The sequence below is a fragment of the Aliivibrio fischeri ATCC 7744 = JCM 18803 = DSM 507 genome (assembly GCF_023983475.1).
Taxonomy (GTDB): Bacteria; Pseudomonadota; Gammaproteobacteria; order Enterobacterales; family Vibrionaceae; genus Aliivibrio; species Aliivibrio fischeri.
Window position 1 is genome coordinate 1,233,629 of the sequence record NZ_CP092713.1, and the last position, 17,299, is coordinate 1,250,927.

The 17,299-nt window shown below is 39.9% G+C and carries 15 protein-coding genes; 11 read left to right on the forward strand and 4 right to left on the reverse strand.

Features of this window, described 5'->3' with window-relative positions; translation table 11 throughout:
* Positions 1-6: 6 nt before the first annotated feature.
* Genes lolE through lolC form a run of 3 tightly spaced genes read right to left on the reverse strand, consistent with a single transcriptional unit; the run spans position 7 to position 3,168 of the window.
* Positions 7-1,251: a lipoprotein-releasing ABC transporter permease subunit LolE gene (lolE, locus tag AVFI_RS19110; protein WP_054775838.1), complete on the reverse strand. Its 1,245-nt coding sequence runs from the start codon at positions 1,249-1,251 to the stop codon at positions 7-9.
* Positions 1,251-1,967: a lipoprotein-releasing ABC transporter ATP-binding protein LolD gene (gene lolD, locus AVFI_RS19115; protein ID WP_017018673.1), complete on the reverse strand. Its 717-nt coding sequence runs from the start codon at positions 1,965-1,967 to the stop codon at positions 1,251-1,253. The genes lolE and lolD overlap by 1 nt, the downstream gene beginning before the upstream one ends.
* Positions 1,960-3,168, reverse strand: a complete 1,209-nt coding sequence (lolC, locus tag AVFI_RS19120; RefSeq protein ID WP_188863696.1) for a lipoprotein-releasing ABC transporter permease subunit LolC — start codon at positions 3,166-3,168, stop codon at positions 1,960-1,962. The genes lolD and lolC overlap by 8 nt, the downstream gene beginning before the upstream one ends.
* A gap of 167 nt (positions 3,169-3,335) precedes the next feature.
* Between lolC and AVFI_RS19125 the strand changes: the two genes are divergently transcribed.
* From AVFI_RS19125 to AVFI_RS19145, 5 genes are all read left to right on the forward strand, one after another.
* Positions 3,336-3,905 carry a hypothetical protein gene (locus tag AVFI_RS19125; protein ID WP_012535462.1) on the forward strand — a complete coding sequence of 190 codons (570 nt, stop codon included), beginning with the start codon at positions 3,336-3,338 and terminating at the stop codon, positions 3,903-3,905.
* 15 nt (positions 3,906-3,920) lie between these two features.
* Positions 3,921-7,376, forward strand: coding sequence for a transcription-repair coupling factor (gene mfd, locus AVFI_RS19130; RefSeq protein ID WP_054775837.1), 3,456 nt, complete (start codon positions 3,921-3,923; stop codon positions 7,374-7,376).
* 89 nt (positions 7,377-7,465) lie between these two features.
* Complete coding sequence (locus AVFI_RS19135) at positions 7,466-8,356, forward strand: peptidoglycan binding protein CsiV (protein ID WP_054775836.1); 891 nt, start codon at positions 7,466-7,468, stop codon at positions 8,354-8,356.
* Between the two features lie 118 nt (positions 8,357-8,474).
* Positions 8,475-9,098, forward strand: a complete 624-nt coding sequence (locus AVFI_RS19140; RefSeq protein ID WP_005422591.1) for a thiol:disulfide interchange protein DsbA/DsbL — start codon at positions 8,475-8,477, stop codon at positions 9,096-9,098.
* 24 nt (positions 9,099-9,122) lie between these two features.
* The gene (locus tag AVFI_RS19145; protein ID WP_005422589.1) at positions 9,123-9,596 is read left to right on the forward strand and encodes an FKBP-type peptidyl-prolyl cis-trans isomerase; all 474 of its coding nucleotides are present in this window, start codon (positions 9,123-9,125) and stop codon (positions 9,594-9,596) included.
* A gap of 67 nt (positions 9,597-9,663) precedes the next feature.
* Here AVFI_RS19145 and AVFI_RS19150 read toward each other — a convergent pair whose 3' ends face one another.
* Complete coding sequence (locus AVFI_RS19150; RefSeq protein ID WP_017018676.1) at positions 9,664-10,284, reverse strand: class I SAM-dependent methyltransferase; 621 nt, start codon at positions 10,282-10,284, stop codon at positions 9,664-9,666.
* Positions 10,285-10,444: 160 nt separating this feature from the next.
* On the opposite strand from AVFI_RS19150, the gene hutC reads away from it, so the two are divergent.
* From hutC to AVFI_RS19180, 6 genes are all read left to right on the forward strand, one after another.
* Positions 10,445-11,146, forward strand: a complete 702-nt coding sequence (hutC, locus tag AVFI_RS19155; RefSeq protein ID WP_012535523.1) for a histidine utilization repressor — start codon at positions 10,445-10,447, stop codon at positions 11,144-11,146.
* Positions 11,147-11,329: 183 nt separating this feature from the next.
* Positions 11,330-12,556, forward strand: a complete 1,227-nt coding sequence (gene hutI, locus AVFI_RS19160) for an imidazolonepropionase (RefSeq protein WP_188863697.1) — start codon at positions 11,330-11,332, stop codon at positions 12,554-12,556.
* Positions 12,546-13,583, forward strand: coding sequence for a formimidoylglutamase (gene hutG / locus AVFI_RS19165; RefSeq protein ID WP_188863698.1), 1,038 nt, complete (start codon positions 12,546-12,548; stop codon positions 13,581-13,583). The genes hutI and hutG overlap by 11 nt, the downstream gene beginning before the upstream one ends.
* An 18-nt stretch (positions 13,584-13,601) precedes the next feature.
* Complete coding sequence (gene hutU, locus AVFI_RS19170; protein ID WP_188863699.1) at positions 13,602-15,296, forward strand: urocanate hydratase; 1,695 nt, start codon at positions 13,602-13,604, stop codon at positions 15,294-15,296.
* A 35-nt stretch (positions 15,297-15,331) separates the two neighbouring features.
* Positions 15,332-16,864, forward strand: a complete 1,533-nt coding sequence (gene hutH, locus AVFI_RS19175) for a histidine ammonia-lyase (RefSeq protein ID WP_054775834.1) — start codon at positions 15,332-15,334, stop codon at positions 16,862-16,864.
* A 110-nt stretch (positions 16,865-16,974) separates the two neighbouring features.
* Positions 16,975-17,220, forward strand: coding sequence for a DUF2164 domain-containing protein (locus tag AVFI_RS19180; RefSeq protein WP_054775833.1), 246 nt, complete (start codon positions 16,975-16,977; stop codon positions 17,218-17,220).
* Positions 17,221-17,299 lie beyond the last annotated feature (79 nt).

A 17,299-nucleotide genomic window follows, 5' to 3' on the forward strand; every position in this document is an offset into this window, starting at 1 on the left:
TATATTTTATTTTGAGCTTAATACTGCAGCTGGTTGCAATCGACTCGCTCTACGAGCTGGATACCAAGTGGCAATACTGCTTAATAAAATCGCAGTACATGTGACAATCGCCACGTCACTCCACACCAATTGCGACGGCAGAAAATCAACAAAATAAATATCCCCAGATAAAAACTGATGACCAATAAGAGATTCAAGCGCTTTAATCATTGGAGTCAAATTCAATGCCACTACCGATCCTAAAACAGAACCTGCGATACTCCCTGTTACGCCAGAGAAAATCCCTTGGCAAACAAATATCCGTTTAATCAGGCCATCGTTAGCCCCCATGGTACGAAGAATCGCGATATCTCCAGCGCGATCTTTTACCGCCATCATGAGAGTAGATACAATATTAAAACACGCCACCCCAATAACGAGCACCATGACTAAATACATAATGGAGCGTACTAATTGAATATCACGATACAGATAACCGTATTTTTGAATCCAACTGCGTAAATACACGTATTCACTTAATGTACCACCCACTTCACGTACAATATCTTGAGCATTAAGTACACTGCCTACTTGTAATGATACACCAGTGACACTGTCACCTAAATTAATGTATTGCTGTGCATCCTTAAGAGGAACAATAGCTAAGCCATGATCAACTTGTCCCCCAAGAGAAAGTAAACCCACCACCTGTAAACGCTGGCGTTTTGGAGAACGCAATTGCCTATCTGCATTCTCATCAGGGATCATCGCTGTTATCCAATCCCCAACTTTCACATTAAGTGTATCCGCCACGCCTTTACCTAAAATCACGCTTTGTTTATTGGCCTCAAACGCATTCCAAGCGGCTTTATCAATATACTCAGGTAATTTAGATACAGAATTTTCAAGTAAAGGTTCAACACCTCTAACTTCCACCGCTTTTAATTTACTGCCTCTTTCTAATAAAGCGGTAAAACGAACATAAGGTGCCGCGCCTGTGACTTTTGGGTGTTTTTTAGCTTGGATCATCATAGATTGCCAATCAGTCACCGGTTTTTTTACGCCCTCAAGCTCTGCGTGTGGAATAACTGACAAGACACGATTTTGCAACTCACGCTCAAAGCCATTCATGGCAGATAAACCAATGATAATTACAGCTACGCCAATCGCAATACCTAAAGTAGACGAGATAGAAATGAACGACACCATTTTGTTTCGTTGCTTCGCCCGTGCAAAACGACTACCGATAAAAAGAGAAAGCGGTGAAAACATTACGCCTCCATCTCTTGAGCTAAACTTGAACGTACCGTTTCTGTGATAAAGCGACCATCTTGCATACTTAGTTGCTTATCCAATTTTGCGGCTAATTCATTATCGTGAGTGACAACTAAAAACGCCGTGCCTGATTCTTGGTTAAGCTCGCGCATTAAATTATAAATATCTAATGCCGTTTTGTGATCTAAGTTACCTGTTGGTTCATCCGCTAATACTAAAGCCGGTTTATTCACCAAGGCTCTAGCAATCGCAACACGTTGACGCTCACCACCTGAAAGTTCTGACGGGCGGTGTTCAATACGGTGCGCTAACCCTACTTTTTCCAGTAATTCAGTGGCACGCTTCGTTGCTTCTTTCTTATTTACACCACCGATTAACAATGGCATTGCTACATTTTCTAACGCACTGAAATCAGCCAATAGATGATGAAATTGATACACAAAGCCAATATGCTGATTACGAATTTTTGCCTGCTTATTTGCACTCAACTTAGTCAGTTCATTCTCTTGGAAATGTACAGTACCTGCCGTTGGCTCATCCAGAGCTCCTAATATATGCAACAATGTACTTTTACCAGAGCCTGATGACCCAACAATCGCCACTAACTCACTTTCATTAATTTGGAAGTCCACGCCTTTAAGCACTTCAGTTTCCATTGTGCCTTCTTGATAAACCTTACGGATACCCTGACAAACTAATAATGGATTACTCATATCTTAATGCCTCTGCTGGTTGTACGACTGCTGCTCGATAAGATGGGAATACGGTCGCTAATAAACTTAATAAAATTGCTAGGATAATGACTACACAGACCTGTAATGGTTCAACCTCTGCTGGTAATGAGCCACCTACGGTAAATAATGACAAACCTAAAGTAGAGAGAATCACGTTAATATTGCTGGCAAAAAGAGCCCCTAAGGTACCGCCAACAATCGCTCCAATAACACCACTGCTTGCGCCTTGAACCATAAAGATAGCCAACACCTGATTACTCGTCATGCCTTGAGTTTTTAAAATAGCGACTTCCGCTTGTTTCTCCATCACGACCATAATCAGTGCTGAGATAATATTAAAGGCCGCGATAGCGACGATTAACCCTAGCATCAATCCCATCATGTTTTTTTCCATTTTTACCGCTTGGAATAATTCACCACGTTGATCACGCCAATCGCTCCATGTCATATCGTGTTCTAATGGCATTTTCGCTAATTCGGTCACTTGAAATGGGTCTTCAAAAAACAAACGCCAACCCGTTATATTGCCTTTTTTCAGCTTCATTAAACGAGCGGTATCTTGAATATTAGCAACCATTAACTGACCATCAACATCAGAACCAGTATTAAATACCCCAACAACTTTAAAATTGCGTTGGCTAGGAATACGCCCTAACGGTGTATATTGACTCGCATTGGTCACCATAATACGAACCGTATCACCATATCGAACGCTTAATTCTCGTGCTAATTTCGACCCTAAGAAAATACCGTATTCACCGGTTGCAAGTTGACGAACATTTCCTGAAATTAATTCATAAGCAATAGGATCGTATTCATTCGGATCAATACCAACCAGCATTCCCGCGCTTAACCCACGAGCACTTTGAATGATGGCTTCACCACGTACAACAGGCGTAACTTGGGTCACATGAGGCAAACTTGCTACATAGTCACGCTCATTATCTAATGGTGTAATTTGATTATCGGTACTAGAGATAACCGCTTGAGGTAACACCCCCAAAATACGGTCTTTTAATTGACCTTCAAAGCCATTCATCACAGACAATACTGTCACCAAAGAAAGCACGCCTATGGTGATACCGGCTGTGGACATATAAGAGATAAAGCGACTAAATCTATCGCCAGAACGACCTCTTAAATATCGTAATCCTATAAATACTGATACTGGATGAAACATAAATTCTCTCAATCGCGCATATACAAGCTATAATCCTATAGTCTATCACGTAAAATACTGGTATTTATTCCTTTTTTACACTTCTTCCTCTCATTCAAAAAGATTAAACACTTGCTGATACTCAGTGACTTCGCCATAATTAATGAATAATAAATAGAGGGACGCTTATGTCGCACGATGAATATTTTTCGGTTCACTATGATTTAACTATCAATGTAGAGCCACTTGCTGTTGATACTTCACTACCAAACATGGAAACGTTTGAGCGAGAAATCCCCGCTCCATTTCGTGTTGCGCAAGAGTGCAGCGCCTTAGACGATGTGTCTGAAAGCGAATTATCTTTTTTAAAACAAGATGATGGAAAGCGTCTAGCTAACTATTTAAACAATCAAAATCAAAAACTTAACCTACTTCTTTCTTACTTATTAATTCAACAAGATGACGCAGATTATCGTCATAAAACGTTAAGCTTTGGCGCAAGTAAGTTTACTTACCAAACAGACTCTGCATTAACTATTGGTCAAAAAGCCAAAGTTAAGTTGTTTTTAGAACATCCGCCTTCAGCTATTTATTGTTACGCTACGGTGACGCAGTGCACTGAAACTGACAACGGTTTTAACATCGAAATGGCTTATGAATTGCTCCGTGATATCGATCAAGACTTATTGATCAAAGCGGCTCTTTTCCAGCAACAAAAAATATTAAAACTTCGCGCACAAGAAAGAAACTTAACTTAATAATTGAATATCCTGATGCCTATTAAAAATTTACTGTCTCTCTCGTTACCAACTAAAGCGAATGATACTCGCTCTGTTGGTAATCTTACTGGTTCTTCTCTTGCTCTCGCGATTGCTGAGATCGAGCAGCAGCACCAAGGACCTATCATCGTTGCTGTTACTGAGCCTCAATTGGCATTTCGTCTACAAAATGAAATTAACCAGTTTTCTCAAAATGCAGTAGATGTTTTTCCTGATTGGGAAACCTTACCTTATGACAGTTTTTCACCGCATCAGGATATCATTTCAGATCGTCTATCGCGCCTGTACCATCTTCCACAACAGAAGAATGGGACTCTGATCGTTCCAATAAGTACATTATTACAACGTCAGTCTCCTCAATCGTTTCTTCACAAACACGCATTAGTGGTGAATGTGGGTGATCGACTGTCGTTTGACAAATTAAAGCTGCAATTAGAAAAATCTGGGTACCTACATGTTGATCAAGTAATGAGTCATGGTGAATATGCAAGCCGTGGTTCCATTATTGATCTTTTCCCTATGGGCAATGGTCACCCATTTAGAATCGATTTTTTTGATGATGAAATTGATTCAATTCGTCAATTTGATCCTGAAAATCAACGTACGATTGAAGAAGTTAAATCAATCAACCTATTGCCAGCTCATGAATTTCCAACCGATGATGAGGCAATTGAAGATTTTCGTATTCGCTGGCGTCAACGCTTTGATGCTCGACGTGAACCAGAATCTGTATATCAGCAGATCAGTAAAGGTACATGGCCTGCTGGTGTCGAATATTGGCAACCACTGTTTTTTGATGAAACAGAGACCTTGTTTGATTACCTACCTGACAACACATTATTGGTTACTATTGGTGATATTGAGAAGGCAGCAGACGATTTCTTAGCCGATGCAGAGTATCGATACGAGCAGCGTCGAGTTGACCCGCTTCGCCCTCTTCTTCCTGTTAATGAACTTTGGCTAAATACCGCCGATATGTTTGCTTTATTTAAGCAGTATCCGCGCGTAAAACTCTCTAAAGAGCCAGAAAAAGAAAAAGCAGGTCGTTTTAATCCTGATCTGCTTGAGTTACCTGAAATTGCAATTCAGCATCAAAACAAAGAACCTTTTGCTCAATTTCGTCAATTTTACGAGAAATTCAGTGGACAAGTTATCTTCTCTGTTGAATCAGAAGGTCGCCGTGAAGCGTTATTGGAACTTTTAGCTCGCATTAAGCTCAAACCCGCTATTTGTGAAACCATGAAAGAAGCCATGTCGCATAAAAACAAAGCGACCTTGGTTATCGGCTCTGCCGAACGTGGTTTTATTCTTCAAGACCCGTGCGTTGCTTTCATCTGTGAAAGTGATTTATTGGGTGAGCGTGTCATACAGCGTCGCCGCCGTGGTGATAAGCAGTCAGCAAGTAGTGATACAATTATTCGCAACCTAGCTGAGCTAAAAATTGGGCAACCTGTTGTTCACTTAGACCACGGTATTGGTCGATACATGGGGCTTCAAACCTTAGATGTTGGTGATATGCCAGCAGAATACATGATGCTTGAGTACCAAGATCAAGCCAAATTGTACGTTCCTGTGTCTTCGTTAAACCTCATCAGTCGCTATTCAGCCGGTGCTGATGAAACCGCTCCTATTCATAAATTAGGTGGTGAAGCGTGGACTAAAGCGCGTCGTAAAGCCGCAGAAAAAGTGCGTGATGTCGCTGCTGAGCTGTTAGATGTATACGCAAAACGCGCCATTAAACCCGGTTTTGCCTTCAAACAAGATCGCGAAGCCTATGCTGATTTTAAAGCGAGTTTCCCATTTGAAGAGACGCACGATCAAGACATGGCTATTAATGCGGTGTTATCTGATATGTGCCAAGCCAAAGCCATGGATCGCCTTGTATGTGGTGATGTTGGTTTTGGTAAAACAGAAGTTGCCATGCGTGCTGCTTTCTTAGCTACACACAATGAAAAACAAGTGGCGGTATTGGTTCCTACAACCTTACTTGCTCAACAACACTTTGAAAACTTCCGAGACCGTTTTGCAAACTTCCCTATTCGTGTTGAAGTACTTTCTCGCTTTAAATCGGCCAAAGAGCAAAAAGAAATCCTAGCAGCAACCGCTGAAGGTAAAGTAGATATTCTGATCGGCACACACAAATTACTGCAAGATAGCATCAAATTTGATGATTTAGGCTTACTTATTGTTGATGAAGAACACCGCTTTGGTGTGCGTCAAAAAGAGAAAGTAAAAGCCATGCGTGCCGACGTTGATATTTTAACGCTAACAGCAACACCTATCCCACGTACATTGAATATGGCAATGAGTGGTATGCGTGATCTCTCTATCATTGCTACACCACCAGCTCGACGCTTAGCTATCAAGACTTTTGTTCGTGAAAAAGCAGATGATGTGATTAAAGAAGCCATCCTGCGTGAAATTAAGCGTGGTGGCCAAGTTTATGTACTGCACAACAACGTTGATACGATTCAAAATGCAGCAGAAGAGATTGAAAAACTAATCCCTGAAGCTCGTGTTACTTTGGCTCATGGTCAAATGCGAGAGCGCGAGCTAGAAAAAATCATGGGGGATTTTTACCACCAACGCTTTAATGTGCTTGTTTGTACCACCATTATTGAAACCGGTATTGATGTACCAACAGCCAACACCATTATTATGGATAGAGCTGACAAGCTAGGTTTAGCACAACTACACCAGTTACGAGGCCGTGTTGGGCGTTCGCATCACCAAGCGTATGCGTATTTATTAACACCGCATCCTAAAGCGTTAAGCAAAGATGCAAGAAAGCGTTTAGACGCGATTGCTTCACTTGAAGATCTAGGTGCAGGCTTTACCTTAGCAACACACGATTTAGAAATTCGTGGTGCAGGTGAATTGTTGGGTGATGGTCAAAGTGGTCAAATTCAATCTGTTGGCTTTACGCTTTATATGGAAATGTTAGAGCAAGCCGTTGAAGCATTAAAAGAAGGTAAAGAACCCTCTTTAGATGATCTACTGCGTGAACAAACCGAAGTTGAACTGCGTTTACCATCGTTAATTCCAGAAGATTACATACCAGATGTTAATACTCGCCTATCTTTATATAAACGTATTGCAAGTGTATCAAGCAACGGTGAATTAGATGAACTGAAAGTAGAAATCATTGACCGATTCGGCACTCTACCAGAAGCAACGCAAACATTGTTGATCAGCTCAGAAGTGAAAATGTTAGCCGCTTCATTAAAAGTGAAGAAATTAGAAGCACACGGTAACGGTGGTTACATTGAATTTGAACCTACTGCTGACATAAACCCTATGTTCCTTGTGTCATTATTACAGAAAGATCCTACGGGTTTTGCTCTAGATGGCCCAACCAAAGTCAAATTTATAAAAGACTTAACAGAGAGACAAACACGAATTAAATACGTAATGGACTTGCTCAAACTGTTCAACGAAAATAGAATCTAGTTATTAGGTTTAAATTATAAGAAAAACCAAATTTATAGCTTCACTTATGGATGATTGAAGCTTTAGAGCCCTTTTTCACCGGAGTATGAATGAAAAAAATAATTTACGCGTTGATTTTACTAGCAAGTTGGCCTTCTTTTGCTCGCCAATTTGATATTGAAGTTATTATTTTTAAACGCAACGTAGAACCATCATCTTATCAAGAGGCTTGGCCTGATGTTTTGGATCCAATTAATTTGGATCGTGCTTTCTCATATCGCGACAAAGCTATGATGAGCAAAAATGGTGCTTTTTTAATTTCGCAATACAAGCTAAATGACGTTTATCAAAAACTTCAAAACCATGCTGGCTTCAAACCATTAGTGCATGTAGCTTGGCGTCAAGGCGATTCAGGCTCTTCTCGTTCTCCTATTTTCCATATCCAAGCAGGTCAAGATTTCTCAGATCGTTTTGTTGCGGATGGCCGAACCATTGCTGATGCTAAAGCAGACTTATCTTTAGTGCCTTTAGATGCTCCAGCACCGACACCAGCTCTTGTTGAGGGTGATGAAAATCTAGCACCAGAAACACCAACGGTTCAATCTGGTCCAATTCTAGAGCTTGATGGAACAATGCAAGTTTACGTACAACATTATTTATACGTAAAAACAGAGCTAGATCTTAAAGTTCCAGGTAAGCATGAATTTATTGTAAATACGCCTGAAGAAAAAGAGGCACTAGTTGAAGAATCGACTGATGTTGTTGCAAATGAAAAAAACAACGAAGAAGCCGTTGAAGTTACTGCAGCAGAATTAGAACCAGCTCAACCAATGAATGAGAACATTCAACTTGGTCATCTTGAAGATGTAACCCCAGATACAGAGATTAAAGAATTTCTTAAATCTTACCGTATGAAAGAGAAGCGTCAGATGCGTAGTGGAGAAACTCACTATATCGACCACCCTCTTATGGGCATGATTATCCAAGTGCGTAAAGTCTAATTATATAAAATCTTTACACATATTTACCAAAATAGGACAACATTTGTTGTCCTATTTCATTTCTACTTTCTTCATTTCATGCTATTTTCATTCGAAATCATAAACTATGAGAATTCTTATGAAATCCTTTATCAAACCACTGTTACTGATCCTTTCTTCTGCTCTTTTCTTAACAGCGTGTAGCGACAATAACGATCCAAAAGAAGGCGTACAATACGAAGTTTTATCAACATCATTAGAAAATGATGGTATGGCTCCAGTTACTGAAGTATTCGCTCTTTCTTGTGGTCATTGCCGTAATATGGAAAACTTTTTACCAGTAATCAGCCAAGAAGCTGGAACCGATATTGGTAAAATGCACATTACTTTTAACCAATCAGCACACATCGCATCAATGTTTTACTATGCTGCTGAAATGCAAGTAGATGGCGCACCAGATCACGCATTCATGGAAGATTTATTCGCAGCAACCCAAATGGGCGAAGGTACAACATTAACAGAACAACAAGAAGCTTACTCTAAAGCCTTTACTTCACGTGGCCTAGTAAGTCCATACGATTTCAATGAAGAGCAACGCGATATTCTGATCAAAAAAGTAGATAACGCGAAAATGTTATCTGAAAAATCAGGTATCAGCTCTGTACCAACATTTGTTGTTAACGGAAAATACAACGTATTAATCGGTGGTCATGATGATCCTAAGAAAATCGCTGATACAATCCGTTACCTATTAGAAAAATAATTGATTTAAATATAAGGAAATAATGTGTCTAAAATCATTATCACACTAGCAGTAATCGTATTGGGTTATATGCTATTTCAACACTTTGTGAATAATCCAAAAGCAGCGAAAGCAAATATTGAGCTTGGTAATGCTTTTCTTGCTGAAAACGCAACAAAAGAAGGTGTTCAAACTACGGCTTCTGGCCTTCAATATCTTGTTCTTGAAGAAGGGACAGGTACTGAGCACCCTACAGCAAAAAGCAAAGTGAAAGTGCATTACCATGGTACAACCATCGACGGAAAAGTGTTTGATAGCTCTGTTGAGCGTGGCGAGCCAATTGAATTCGGTTTAAATCAAGTGATCAAAGGTTGGACTGAAGGTGTTCAATTAATGGTTGTAGGCCAAAAGATGCGTTTCTTTATCCCTAGCGACTTAGCTTACGGTAACCGTTCAGCTGGCTCTATCCAACCGGGTTCAGTACTTATTTTCGATGTTGAGTTACTTGATTTTAAATAATCCAAACTCATCTCAATAAGATAAAAATAAAATGGCTAATCACTTCGATTAGCCATTTTTGTATTGGTTATTTACTGCTATTGGTATGACGCATTACGATTGTGAAATCTTCATCTGCATAACCAGTTATTAATTCACTGTCTGGACAAAAGCTTAAACAGTATTTCAACACCTGCTGTGGGTCATGCGCTTCTAATAGACTCGACGATGTAAAATGTTCACTATTCAATAAGTTAAAAATAACGGCCTCTTCCGCTCTCTCATACATGTCTTTAATCACTTTTGCATGATAGGTTTTATTTCTAGCTCGATAATTTAAAGACCCACTTGCAATAACGATATCGGCTTTTGGTAATGTCGTTGCAGAAAAATCGGCTTTAATAAACTCACAATTTGTATGGTGTTTAAATAGTGATTTCGCCTGCTTGATAAAACTGCTCTGTTGATCAACACCGGTATAGCTCTTAATACAACAACTCATATCTAAAAATGTTTTAAAATCACCGTAACCACAGCCCAAATCCAACACCGTTTTTTGCTCAAAGTTAATTGCTTGCGTCATCGTTTTAAAACGCAAAAATTGAGATTCAGTAGAACTCCATCCCAAACTTCTCGCATGATCACCTGAAAACTGCTTCTGTCTTTCATCATGAAAAAGACGAATGGTTAATCTGTCTAATAAATGCATTGATAATGCTCTAATCATTTTGAATTGGTTTCAGGCACAGTTTACTCTGAGTATGAAATGATTTCATCTAACTTACTCTGATCTAATAAATAACAATTTAACTTGAAAGTTATTCAAAAAATTGCTTTTATTTGTATAGTCAATTTAAAAGTAGAACACTATGAGCCAACCTCGTTACTTACTGATAAAGCAATATCTTAATGAAAAAATTCAAACAAGAACTTGGCCTATTGGCTATAAAATACCAACAGAGATAGACCTTGCTAATGAATTTTCTGTCAGTCGTATGACAGCAAACAAAGCCATTAAAGAGCTTGTAAATGAAGGCTTATTAGAGCGAACACCACGCTTAGGCACCTTTGTTTGTCATAAAAAAGCTGAATCACCTCTGATGGAAATTCGTAATATAGCAACAGAAGTACACCAACGTGGCCACCATTACAGTAGCAAAGTAATTAAAAAAGAAGAAGTAATAGCTAAAGATGATATTGCTTTAAAGATTGGGGTTCGTAATGATACTTCGATTTATTTTACTCAAATTGTTCATTACGAAAATGATATTCCCATTCAGTTAGAAGACCGATGGGTTAATCCTTCATTTGTAAAAGATTATCTAAAACAAGATTTTACATTGCAAACACCGAATGAATATTTGGTTCAGATTTGCCCTTTAAGTGATATAGAACATTCTGTGGAAGCAATCATTCCAAATGAACACGTCTCCGAACTTTTGCATATGGATAATAAAACGCCCTGCTTATTACTGAACCGTCGAACTTGGAGTGAAGACAAATTAGTTAGCATTGCACTTTTGTATCATCCCGGTGATAGATATAAGTTAACGTCTCGCAGTAAAGTTTAATTTTCCCAGCTCGTACTTCATCGCTTCCCCTCTTCACAATTATAAAAGTGCAATGATTAATAATTGTACTTTTGATCACAACTTCGTTACATCCCATCTTGTCTTTTCATCAAAAACAGACTATTTATTTGTATATACATATAGTTTTTTATCACGATAACCAGATAAAAATGGACATGACGTATGGACAGAGTTTTTATTAATTTACATCTTGTTTCTATGGTGAATAAACAGCAGACGGGTTCTGATGGCTACCAAGTGGTGAAAGATGTCATGATTGGAGTAAGAAACGGGAAAGTTGAATACGTTGGTGAGCCCTGTCCCTCTATTTTACATGGCCATCCTGATATTATTGATTGTGCGCACGCATTAGTCACTCCCGGTTTTATTGACTGCCATACACATCTTATTTTTGCAGGAAATCGTGCAAACGAATTCGAACAACGTTTGCAAGGCATACCTTATGAAGAGATAGCAAAACAAGGTGGCGGCATTTTATCTACCGTACAAGCAACACGTGAAGCAAGTGAAGACGAACTTTATCACCTAGCGGTTCATCGCTTAGAAGGACTCAAACGTGACGGCGTAACTACAATTGAGATTAAATCTGGCTATGGTCTAACTCTTGATGATGAAATCAAAATGCTTAAGGTAGTGAAACGTATATCTGAACTACCTGACATGAAAGTATCCTCTACACTTCTTGCTGCACATGCAGTCCCTCCTGAATACAAAAACCGCTCCGATGAATATATTGATTTAATTTGCGATAGCATCATTCCTCAAGTGGTTAAATTGAATCTTGCCAATCATGTCGATGTATTTTGCGAAGGTATTGGATTTTCAACCAAACAATGTGAACGCGTTTTTCGTACGGCACTCAAGCATGGATTAAGAATTAAGGGGCATACAGAACAACTCTCCAACCTTGGAGGGAGTGCTTTAGCCGCCTCCATGGGAGCAGACTCTGTTGATCACATCGAATACCTTGATGAAAATGGTGTTAAAGCGTTAGCAAAGAATAATACCGTAGCAACGCTACTTCCCGGAGCCTTCTATTTTCTAAAAGAAACCAAACTTCCTCCTATCGCTTTATTAAGGCAATACGAGGTCCCAATGGCCATTGCGACAGATTTTAACCCCGGAACCTCTCCTATTGCATCATTGCGAACAATAATGAACATGGCCTGTACCTTATTTAAATTAACGCCAGAAGAGTCACTACGTGGCGTCACTTGTCATGCAGCACAAGCGCTTGGGTTACAAAATTTCAGAGGAAAAATAGCGGTTGGTATGGAAGCAGATTTTGCCATTTGGCAGTTGGAGTCACCGGCTGAACTTTCCTATCGATTAGGGGTACCTGACCTAATAGCTAGAGTTGTCGATGGAGAGATTTTTCATGAAAAATAATACATCGAGCAACATGACAAACTGGATCGGAAGAGTGGATCATGAAGATGGGGAACTTGGTTTACGATGGCATCAAAAAGTAAAAGAGGCAAAAAGTACAAATCAAGATGGCATAATGCTATTGGGCTTTGCCTGTGATGAAGGCGTTATTCGTAATAAAGGACGTAAAGGAGCTTATGCCGCTCCTCAGGTCATTCGCCGTGCATTAGCTAATTTAGCTTGGCACCATCAAAGCGATGTTTATGATGGAGGAGATATTCAGTGTAATGATGGCGACCTTGAATTAGCTCAAAAGCAACTCGGGATCAAAATAAAATCAGCCTTAGCCAATAAGCATCAAGTTATTGTTCTCGGGGGTGGTCATGAAATGGCATGGGGATCATTTCAAGGCATTGCTCGTTATTTACAAAACAGAGCTTTTTTAACATCACCTATTACTCCACCACGTATTGGTATCATTAATTTCGATGCACATTTTGATTTGAGGAACTTACCGCAATCACCATCAAGTTCAGCGTCTCAATCAAGTAAACAATACGGTAGTTCTGGAACCCCATTCCATCAAATATCAGAATTTTGTCATGTTCAACATTGGCCTTTCAACTATGCCTGTTTAGGTCTAAATAAAGGCAGTAATACTCAAGCTCTTTATCACAAAGCAAAACAGTTAGGTGTGCTTCATTTTGATGATATTGAAATGAACCTATTAAATTTACCTCAAATTAAACAAGCTCTTTCCGAATTCATTGAACAAAACGATTTTCTTTATCTCACTATCGATATCGACGTATTTCCAGCGTCATGCGCACCGGGGGTTAGCGCTCCTGCAGTGCGTGGTGTTTCATTAGAGATTATAGAATCACTGTTACCTGATATTTTAAAAGCTAAAAACCAACACGGCGAATCCAAATTACTACTGGCGGATCTCGCTGAGTTTAATCCTACCTTTGATATTGATAATCAAACGGCACGTTTAGTTGCTCGGCTCGTTTCGACCATCGCTCACGGCATGAAATCAAATATGTAATAGCAAGGAGAAGCAATAATGACACAAACATCATCTAACCCTAGACTGGATGAATCTCGTACTATCATTGCACCGACAGGAGTCGAGTTAACGGCTAAATCATGGTTAACAGAAGCCCCACTTCGAATGCTAATGAATAATTTACACCCTGACGTTGCAGAGCACCCCCACGCTTTGGTGGTATATGGGGGGATTGGCCGTGCTGCACGAAACTGGCAATGCTACGATAAAATCATCGAAGTATTAACTCGTCTAGAAGATGATGAAACCTTAATGGTGCAATCAGGAAAACCCGTCGGAGTTTTTAAAACTCATGCTAATGCACCACGAGTATTAATTGCGAACTCAAATTTAGTTCCACATTGGGCTAACTGGGCGCATTTTAATGAACTCGATAAACAAGGTTTAATGATGTACGGTCAAATGACGGCTGGCAGTTGGATCTACATTGGTTCACAAGGTATTGTTCAAGGAACTTACGAAACCTTTGTTGCAATGGCAAAGCAGCATTTTAATGGTGATACACAAGGTCGCTGGATCCTAACTGGTGGGCTTGGCGGTATGGGAGGCGCTCAACCTCTTGCTGCAACCATGGCTGGCTTCTCAATGCTAGCAGTTGAGTGTGATGAATCTCGTATCGATTACCGTCTCCGTACAGGCTATGTAGACCGTAAAGCGACAACACTCAATGAAGCCCTCTCTATCATTGAAGAAGCAAAACGTTCTGGCTCTCCTATTTCTGTTGGTTTATTAGGTAATGCTGCTGATGTCTATGCTGAAATTGTAAAACGTGGAATTGTTCCTGACATTACCACTGACCAAACATCTGCTCACGACCCTCTTAATGGTTATTTACCTCAAGGATGGTCAATGGATCACGCAGCAAAAATGCGCTTAAAAGATGAAATCAATGTAGTGAATGCAGCAAAACAATCAATGGCTGTTCAAGTAGAGGCAATGCTATCTCTTCAAAAATCAGGCTCAGCAACGGTAGATTATGGCAACAATATTCGACAAATGGCTTTTGAAGAAGGCATCACTAATGCCTTTGATTTCCCTGGATTCGTCCCAGCTTATATTCGTCCTCTATTTTGTGAAGGTATAGGGCCATTTCGCTGGGCAGCTCTATCTGGTGATCCTGAAGATATTTACAAAACCGACCAAAAAGTAAAAGAACTGATCCCTGATAATCCACACCTTCACAATTGGTTAGACATGGCACGTGAACGCATTCAATTTCAAGGGTTACCTGCACGTATCTGCTGGGTTGGACTAAAAGATCGTGCTCGTCTCGGTAAAGCATTCAATGAGATGGTAAAAAATGGAGAGTTAAAAGCTCCTATCGTCATTGGTCGTGATCATCTTGACTCCGGCTCTGTCGCCAGCCCAAACCGTGAGACCGAAGACATGATGGATGGTTCAGATGCCGTGTCTGACTGGCCGCTATTAAACGCCCTACTCAATACAGCCTCTGGAGCAACGTGGGTATCCTTACACCATGGTGGAGGCGTCGGCATGGGTTTCTCACAACATTCAGGAATGGTCATCGTATGTGATGGAACTGATGAGGCAACTGAACGTGTCAGTCGAGTATTACATAATGACCCAGCAACGGGCGTAATGCGACATGCTGATGCGGGTTATGATATAGCGATCAATTGTGCAAAAGAACAAAACCTAGATTTACCTATGTTATCCATACCTAACAAATAAATTAATACTAATAAAACTATAATGAGAAGAAAACTATGTATTCATTAGACATTATTCCAGGTAAATTATCACTAAAACAATTACGTGAAGTTAGCCGTCACCCTACAAAATTGTCGTTAGACCCTAACGCTCTGCCAGATATGCTCATCAGTGCAGATGTTGTCGCTCAAGTCATAGAAGAAGGTAAAACCGTTTACGGTATTAATACAGGATTTGGTTTACTCGCTAATACGCGTATTGCTGAAAAAGATTTAGAAACACTACAGCGAAGTATCGTACTTTCTCATGCAGCTGGTATTGGTGAGTTTATGGATGATGCGACTGTTCGCTTGATGATGGTACTCAAAATAAATAGTCTTGCTAGAGGTTATTCAGGTATTCGTCCTTTAGTTATTGACGCTTTAATACAATTAGTCAATTCAGAAGTCTATCCGTGCATACCCAAAAAAGGGTCTGTTGGGGCTTCTGGGGATCTTGCCCCATTAGCTCACATGAGTACCGTTCTATTAGGAGAAGGTGAGGCTCGCTATCGAGGTGAAGTAATCTCAGGAAAAACAGCATTAAAAATAGCTGGATTAACTCCAATAACACTGGCACCAAAAGAAGGACTAGCCCTACTTAATGGCACCCAAGCCTCTACAGCATTTGCACTTGAAGGTTTATTTGCGGCTGAAGACCTTTACGGTTCAGCCACTGTCTGTGGTGCCATGTCTGTAGAAGCCGCTCTTGGTAGTCGTAAACCATTTGATCCACGAATTCATCGTGTACGTGGTCATCGCAGCCAAATGGATGCCGCACTTGCTTATCGACACCTTTTAGGTCAAAGCAGTGACATAGGCCTGTCTCACCAATGTTGTGAACGAGTACAAGACCCCTATTCACTTCGATGCCAACCACAGGTAATGGGAGCTTGTTTACAGCAGATCCGAAACTCTGCTGATATATTAGAGATTGAAGCCAATTCAGTCTCTGACAATCCGCTTGTCTTTGCGGATGATGGAGACATTATTTCTGGTGGTAATTTTCATGCAGAGCCAGTCGCCATGGCCGCAGATAATCTTGCTTTAGCCATTTCAGAAATAGGCAGTTTATCAGAGCGTAGAATGGCGCTTTTAATTGACAGTGGATTAAGCAAATTACCTCCATTTTTGGTGGATAATGGTGGTGTAAACTCTGGCTTTATGATTGCACAAGTAACCGCTGCAGCATTAGCTAGTGAAAACAAGACGCTAGCACACCCCGCCTCAATTGATAGTTTACCAACTTCCGCAAACCAAGAAGATCATGTCTCTATGGCGACATTTGCAGGACGTCGATTAGGCGATATGGCAGAAAACACACGTGGTATTTTGGCCGTTGAACTATTAGCCTCAGCTCAAGGTCTCGATTTTAGAGCGCCAAACAAAAGCTCAAATAGAATAGAAAAAGCAAAAGAACTGCTACGTGAACGTGTTGATTTTTATGATAAAGATCGTTACTTCGCACCAGATATCGCAAAAGCCAACTCGTTATTAAAAGAAGCCGTATATAATCATTTAATGCCCGAAACCTTACTTCCGAGTATATAAAAACTCATACCCTTGGAGATAATACTATCTCTAAAGGTATTCTTTCCCAATTTGAGTCTTCACTTTTTATCAGTACAATATCAATACATTCAATAAATCAAGGAAGTACAATGCCAACGATTGATATTCCTAAGAACAAACGTGACGAATTAATCCAACAATTTCAGCGCTATTTTGAACAAGAACTTGATCATGAATTAGGTCAATTTGATGGGGAGTTCTTATTAGATTTCATTATTAAGCAAACAGGACCTGTCTTTTATAATCAGGGATTAGCCGATGCTCAAGCTATTATTGAACGTAAAACTCAAGATATTGCTGATGAAATATATGAAATTGAAATGGCGGAAAACTAAATAAATATAAATAAAGAACTCTTATTTAAACAGCAGGTTAACCAGTAAAAGCTAACCTAAAGACAAAAAAACCCATAAA

Excerpts from the sequence above, each read along its gene's own strand:
- hutC (WP_012535523.1), top strand. The coding sequence starts at position 10,445 with ATGAGCCAACCTCGTTACTTACTGATAAAGCAATATCTTAATGAAAAA.
- hutH (WP_054775834.1), top strand. The coding sequence starts at position 15,332 with ATGTATTCATTAGACATTATTCCAGGTAAATTATCACTAAAACAATTA.
- hutG (WP_188863698.1), top strand. The coding sequence starts at position 12,546 with ATGAAAAATAATACATCGAGCAACATGACAAACTGGATCGGAAGAGTG.
- AVFI_RS19135 (WP_054775836.1), top strand. The coding sequence starts at position 7,466 with ATGAAAAAAATAATTTACGCGTTGATTTTACTAGCAAGTTGGCCTTCT.
- hutI (WP_188863697.1), top strand. The coding sequence starts at position 11,330 with ATGGACAGAGTTTTTATTAATTTACATCTTGTTTCTATGGTGAATAAA.
- lolC (WP_188863696.1), bottom strand. The coding sequence starts at position 3,168 with ATGTTTCATCCAGTATCAGTATTTATAGGATTACGATATTTAAGAGGT.
- AVFI_RS19140 (WP_005422591.1), top strand. The coding sequence starts at position 8,475 with ATGAAATCCTTTATCAAACCACTGTTACTGATCCTTTCTTCTGCTCTT.
- mfd (WP_054775837.1), top strand. The coding sequence starts at position 3,921 with ATGCCTATTAAAAATTTACTGTCTCTCTCGTTACCAACTAAAGCGAAT.
- hutU (WP_188863699.1), top strand. The coding sequence starts at position 13,602 with ATGACACAAACATCATCTAACCCTAGACTGGATGAATCTCGTACTATC.
- AVFI_RS19180 (WP_054775833.1), top strand. The coding sequence starts at position 16,975 with ATGCCAACGATTGATATTCCTAAGAACAAACGTGACGAATTAATCCAA.
- AVFI_RS19125 (WP_012535462.1), top strand. The coding sequence starts at position 3,336 with ATGTCGCACGATGAATATTTTTCGGTTCACTATGATTTAACTATCAAT.
- AVFI_RS19150 (WP_017018676.1), bottom strand. The coding sequence starts at position 10,284 with ATGCATTTATTAGACAGATTAACCATTCGTCTTTTTCATGATGAAAGA.
- lolE (WP_054775838.1), bottom strand. The coding sequence starts at position 1,251 with ATGTTTTCACCGCTTTCTCTTTTTATCGGTAGTCGTTTTGCACGGGCG.
- lolD (WP_017018673.1), bottom strand. The coding sequence starts at position 1,967 with ATGAGTAATCCATTATTAGTTTGTCAGGGTATCCGTAAGGTTTATCAA.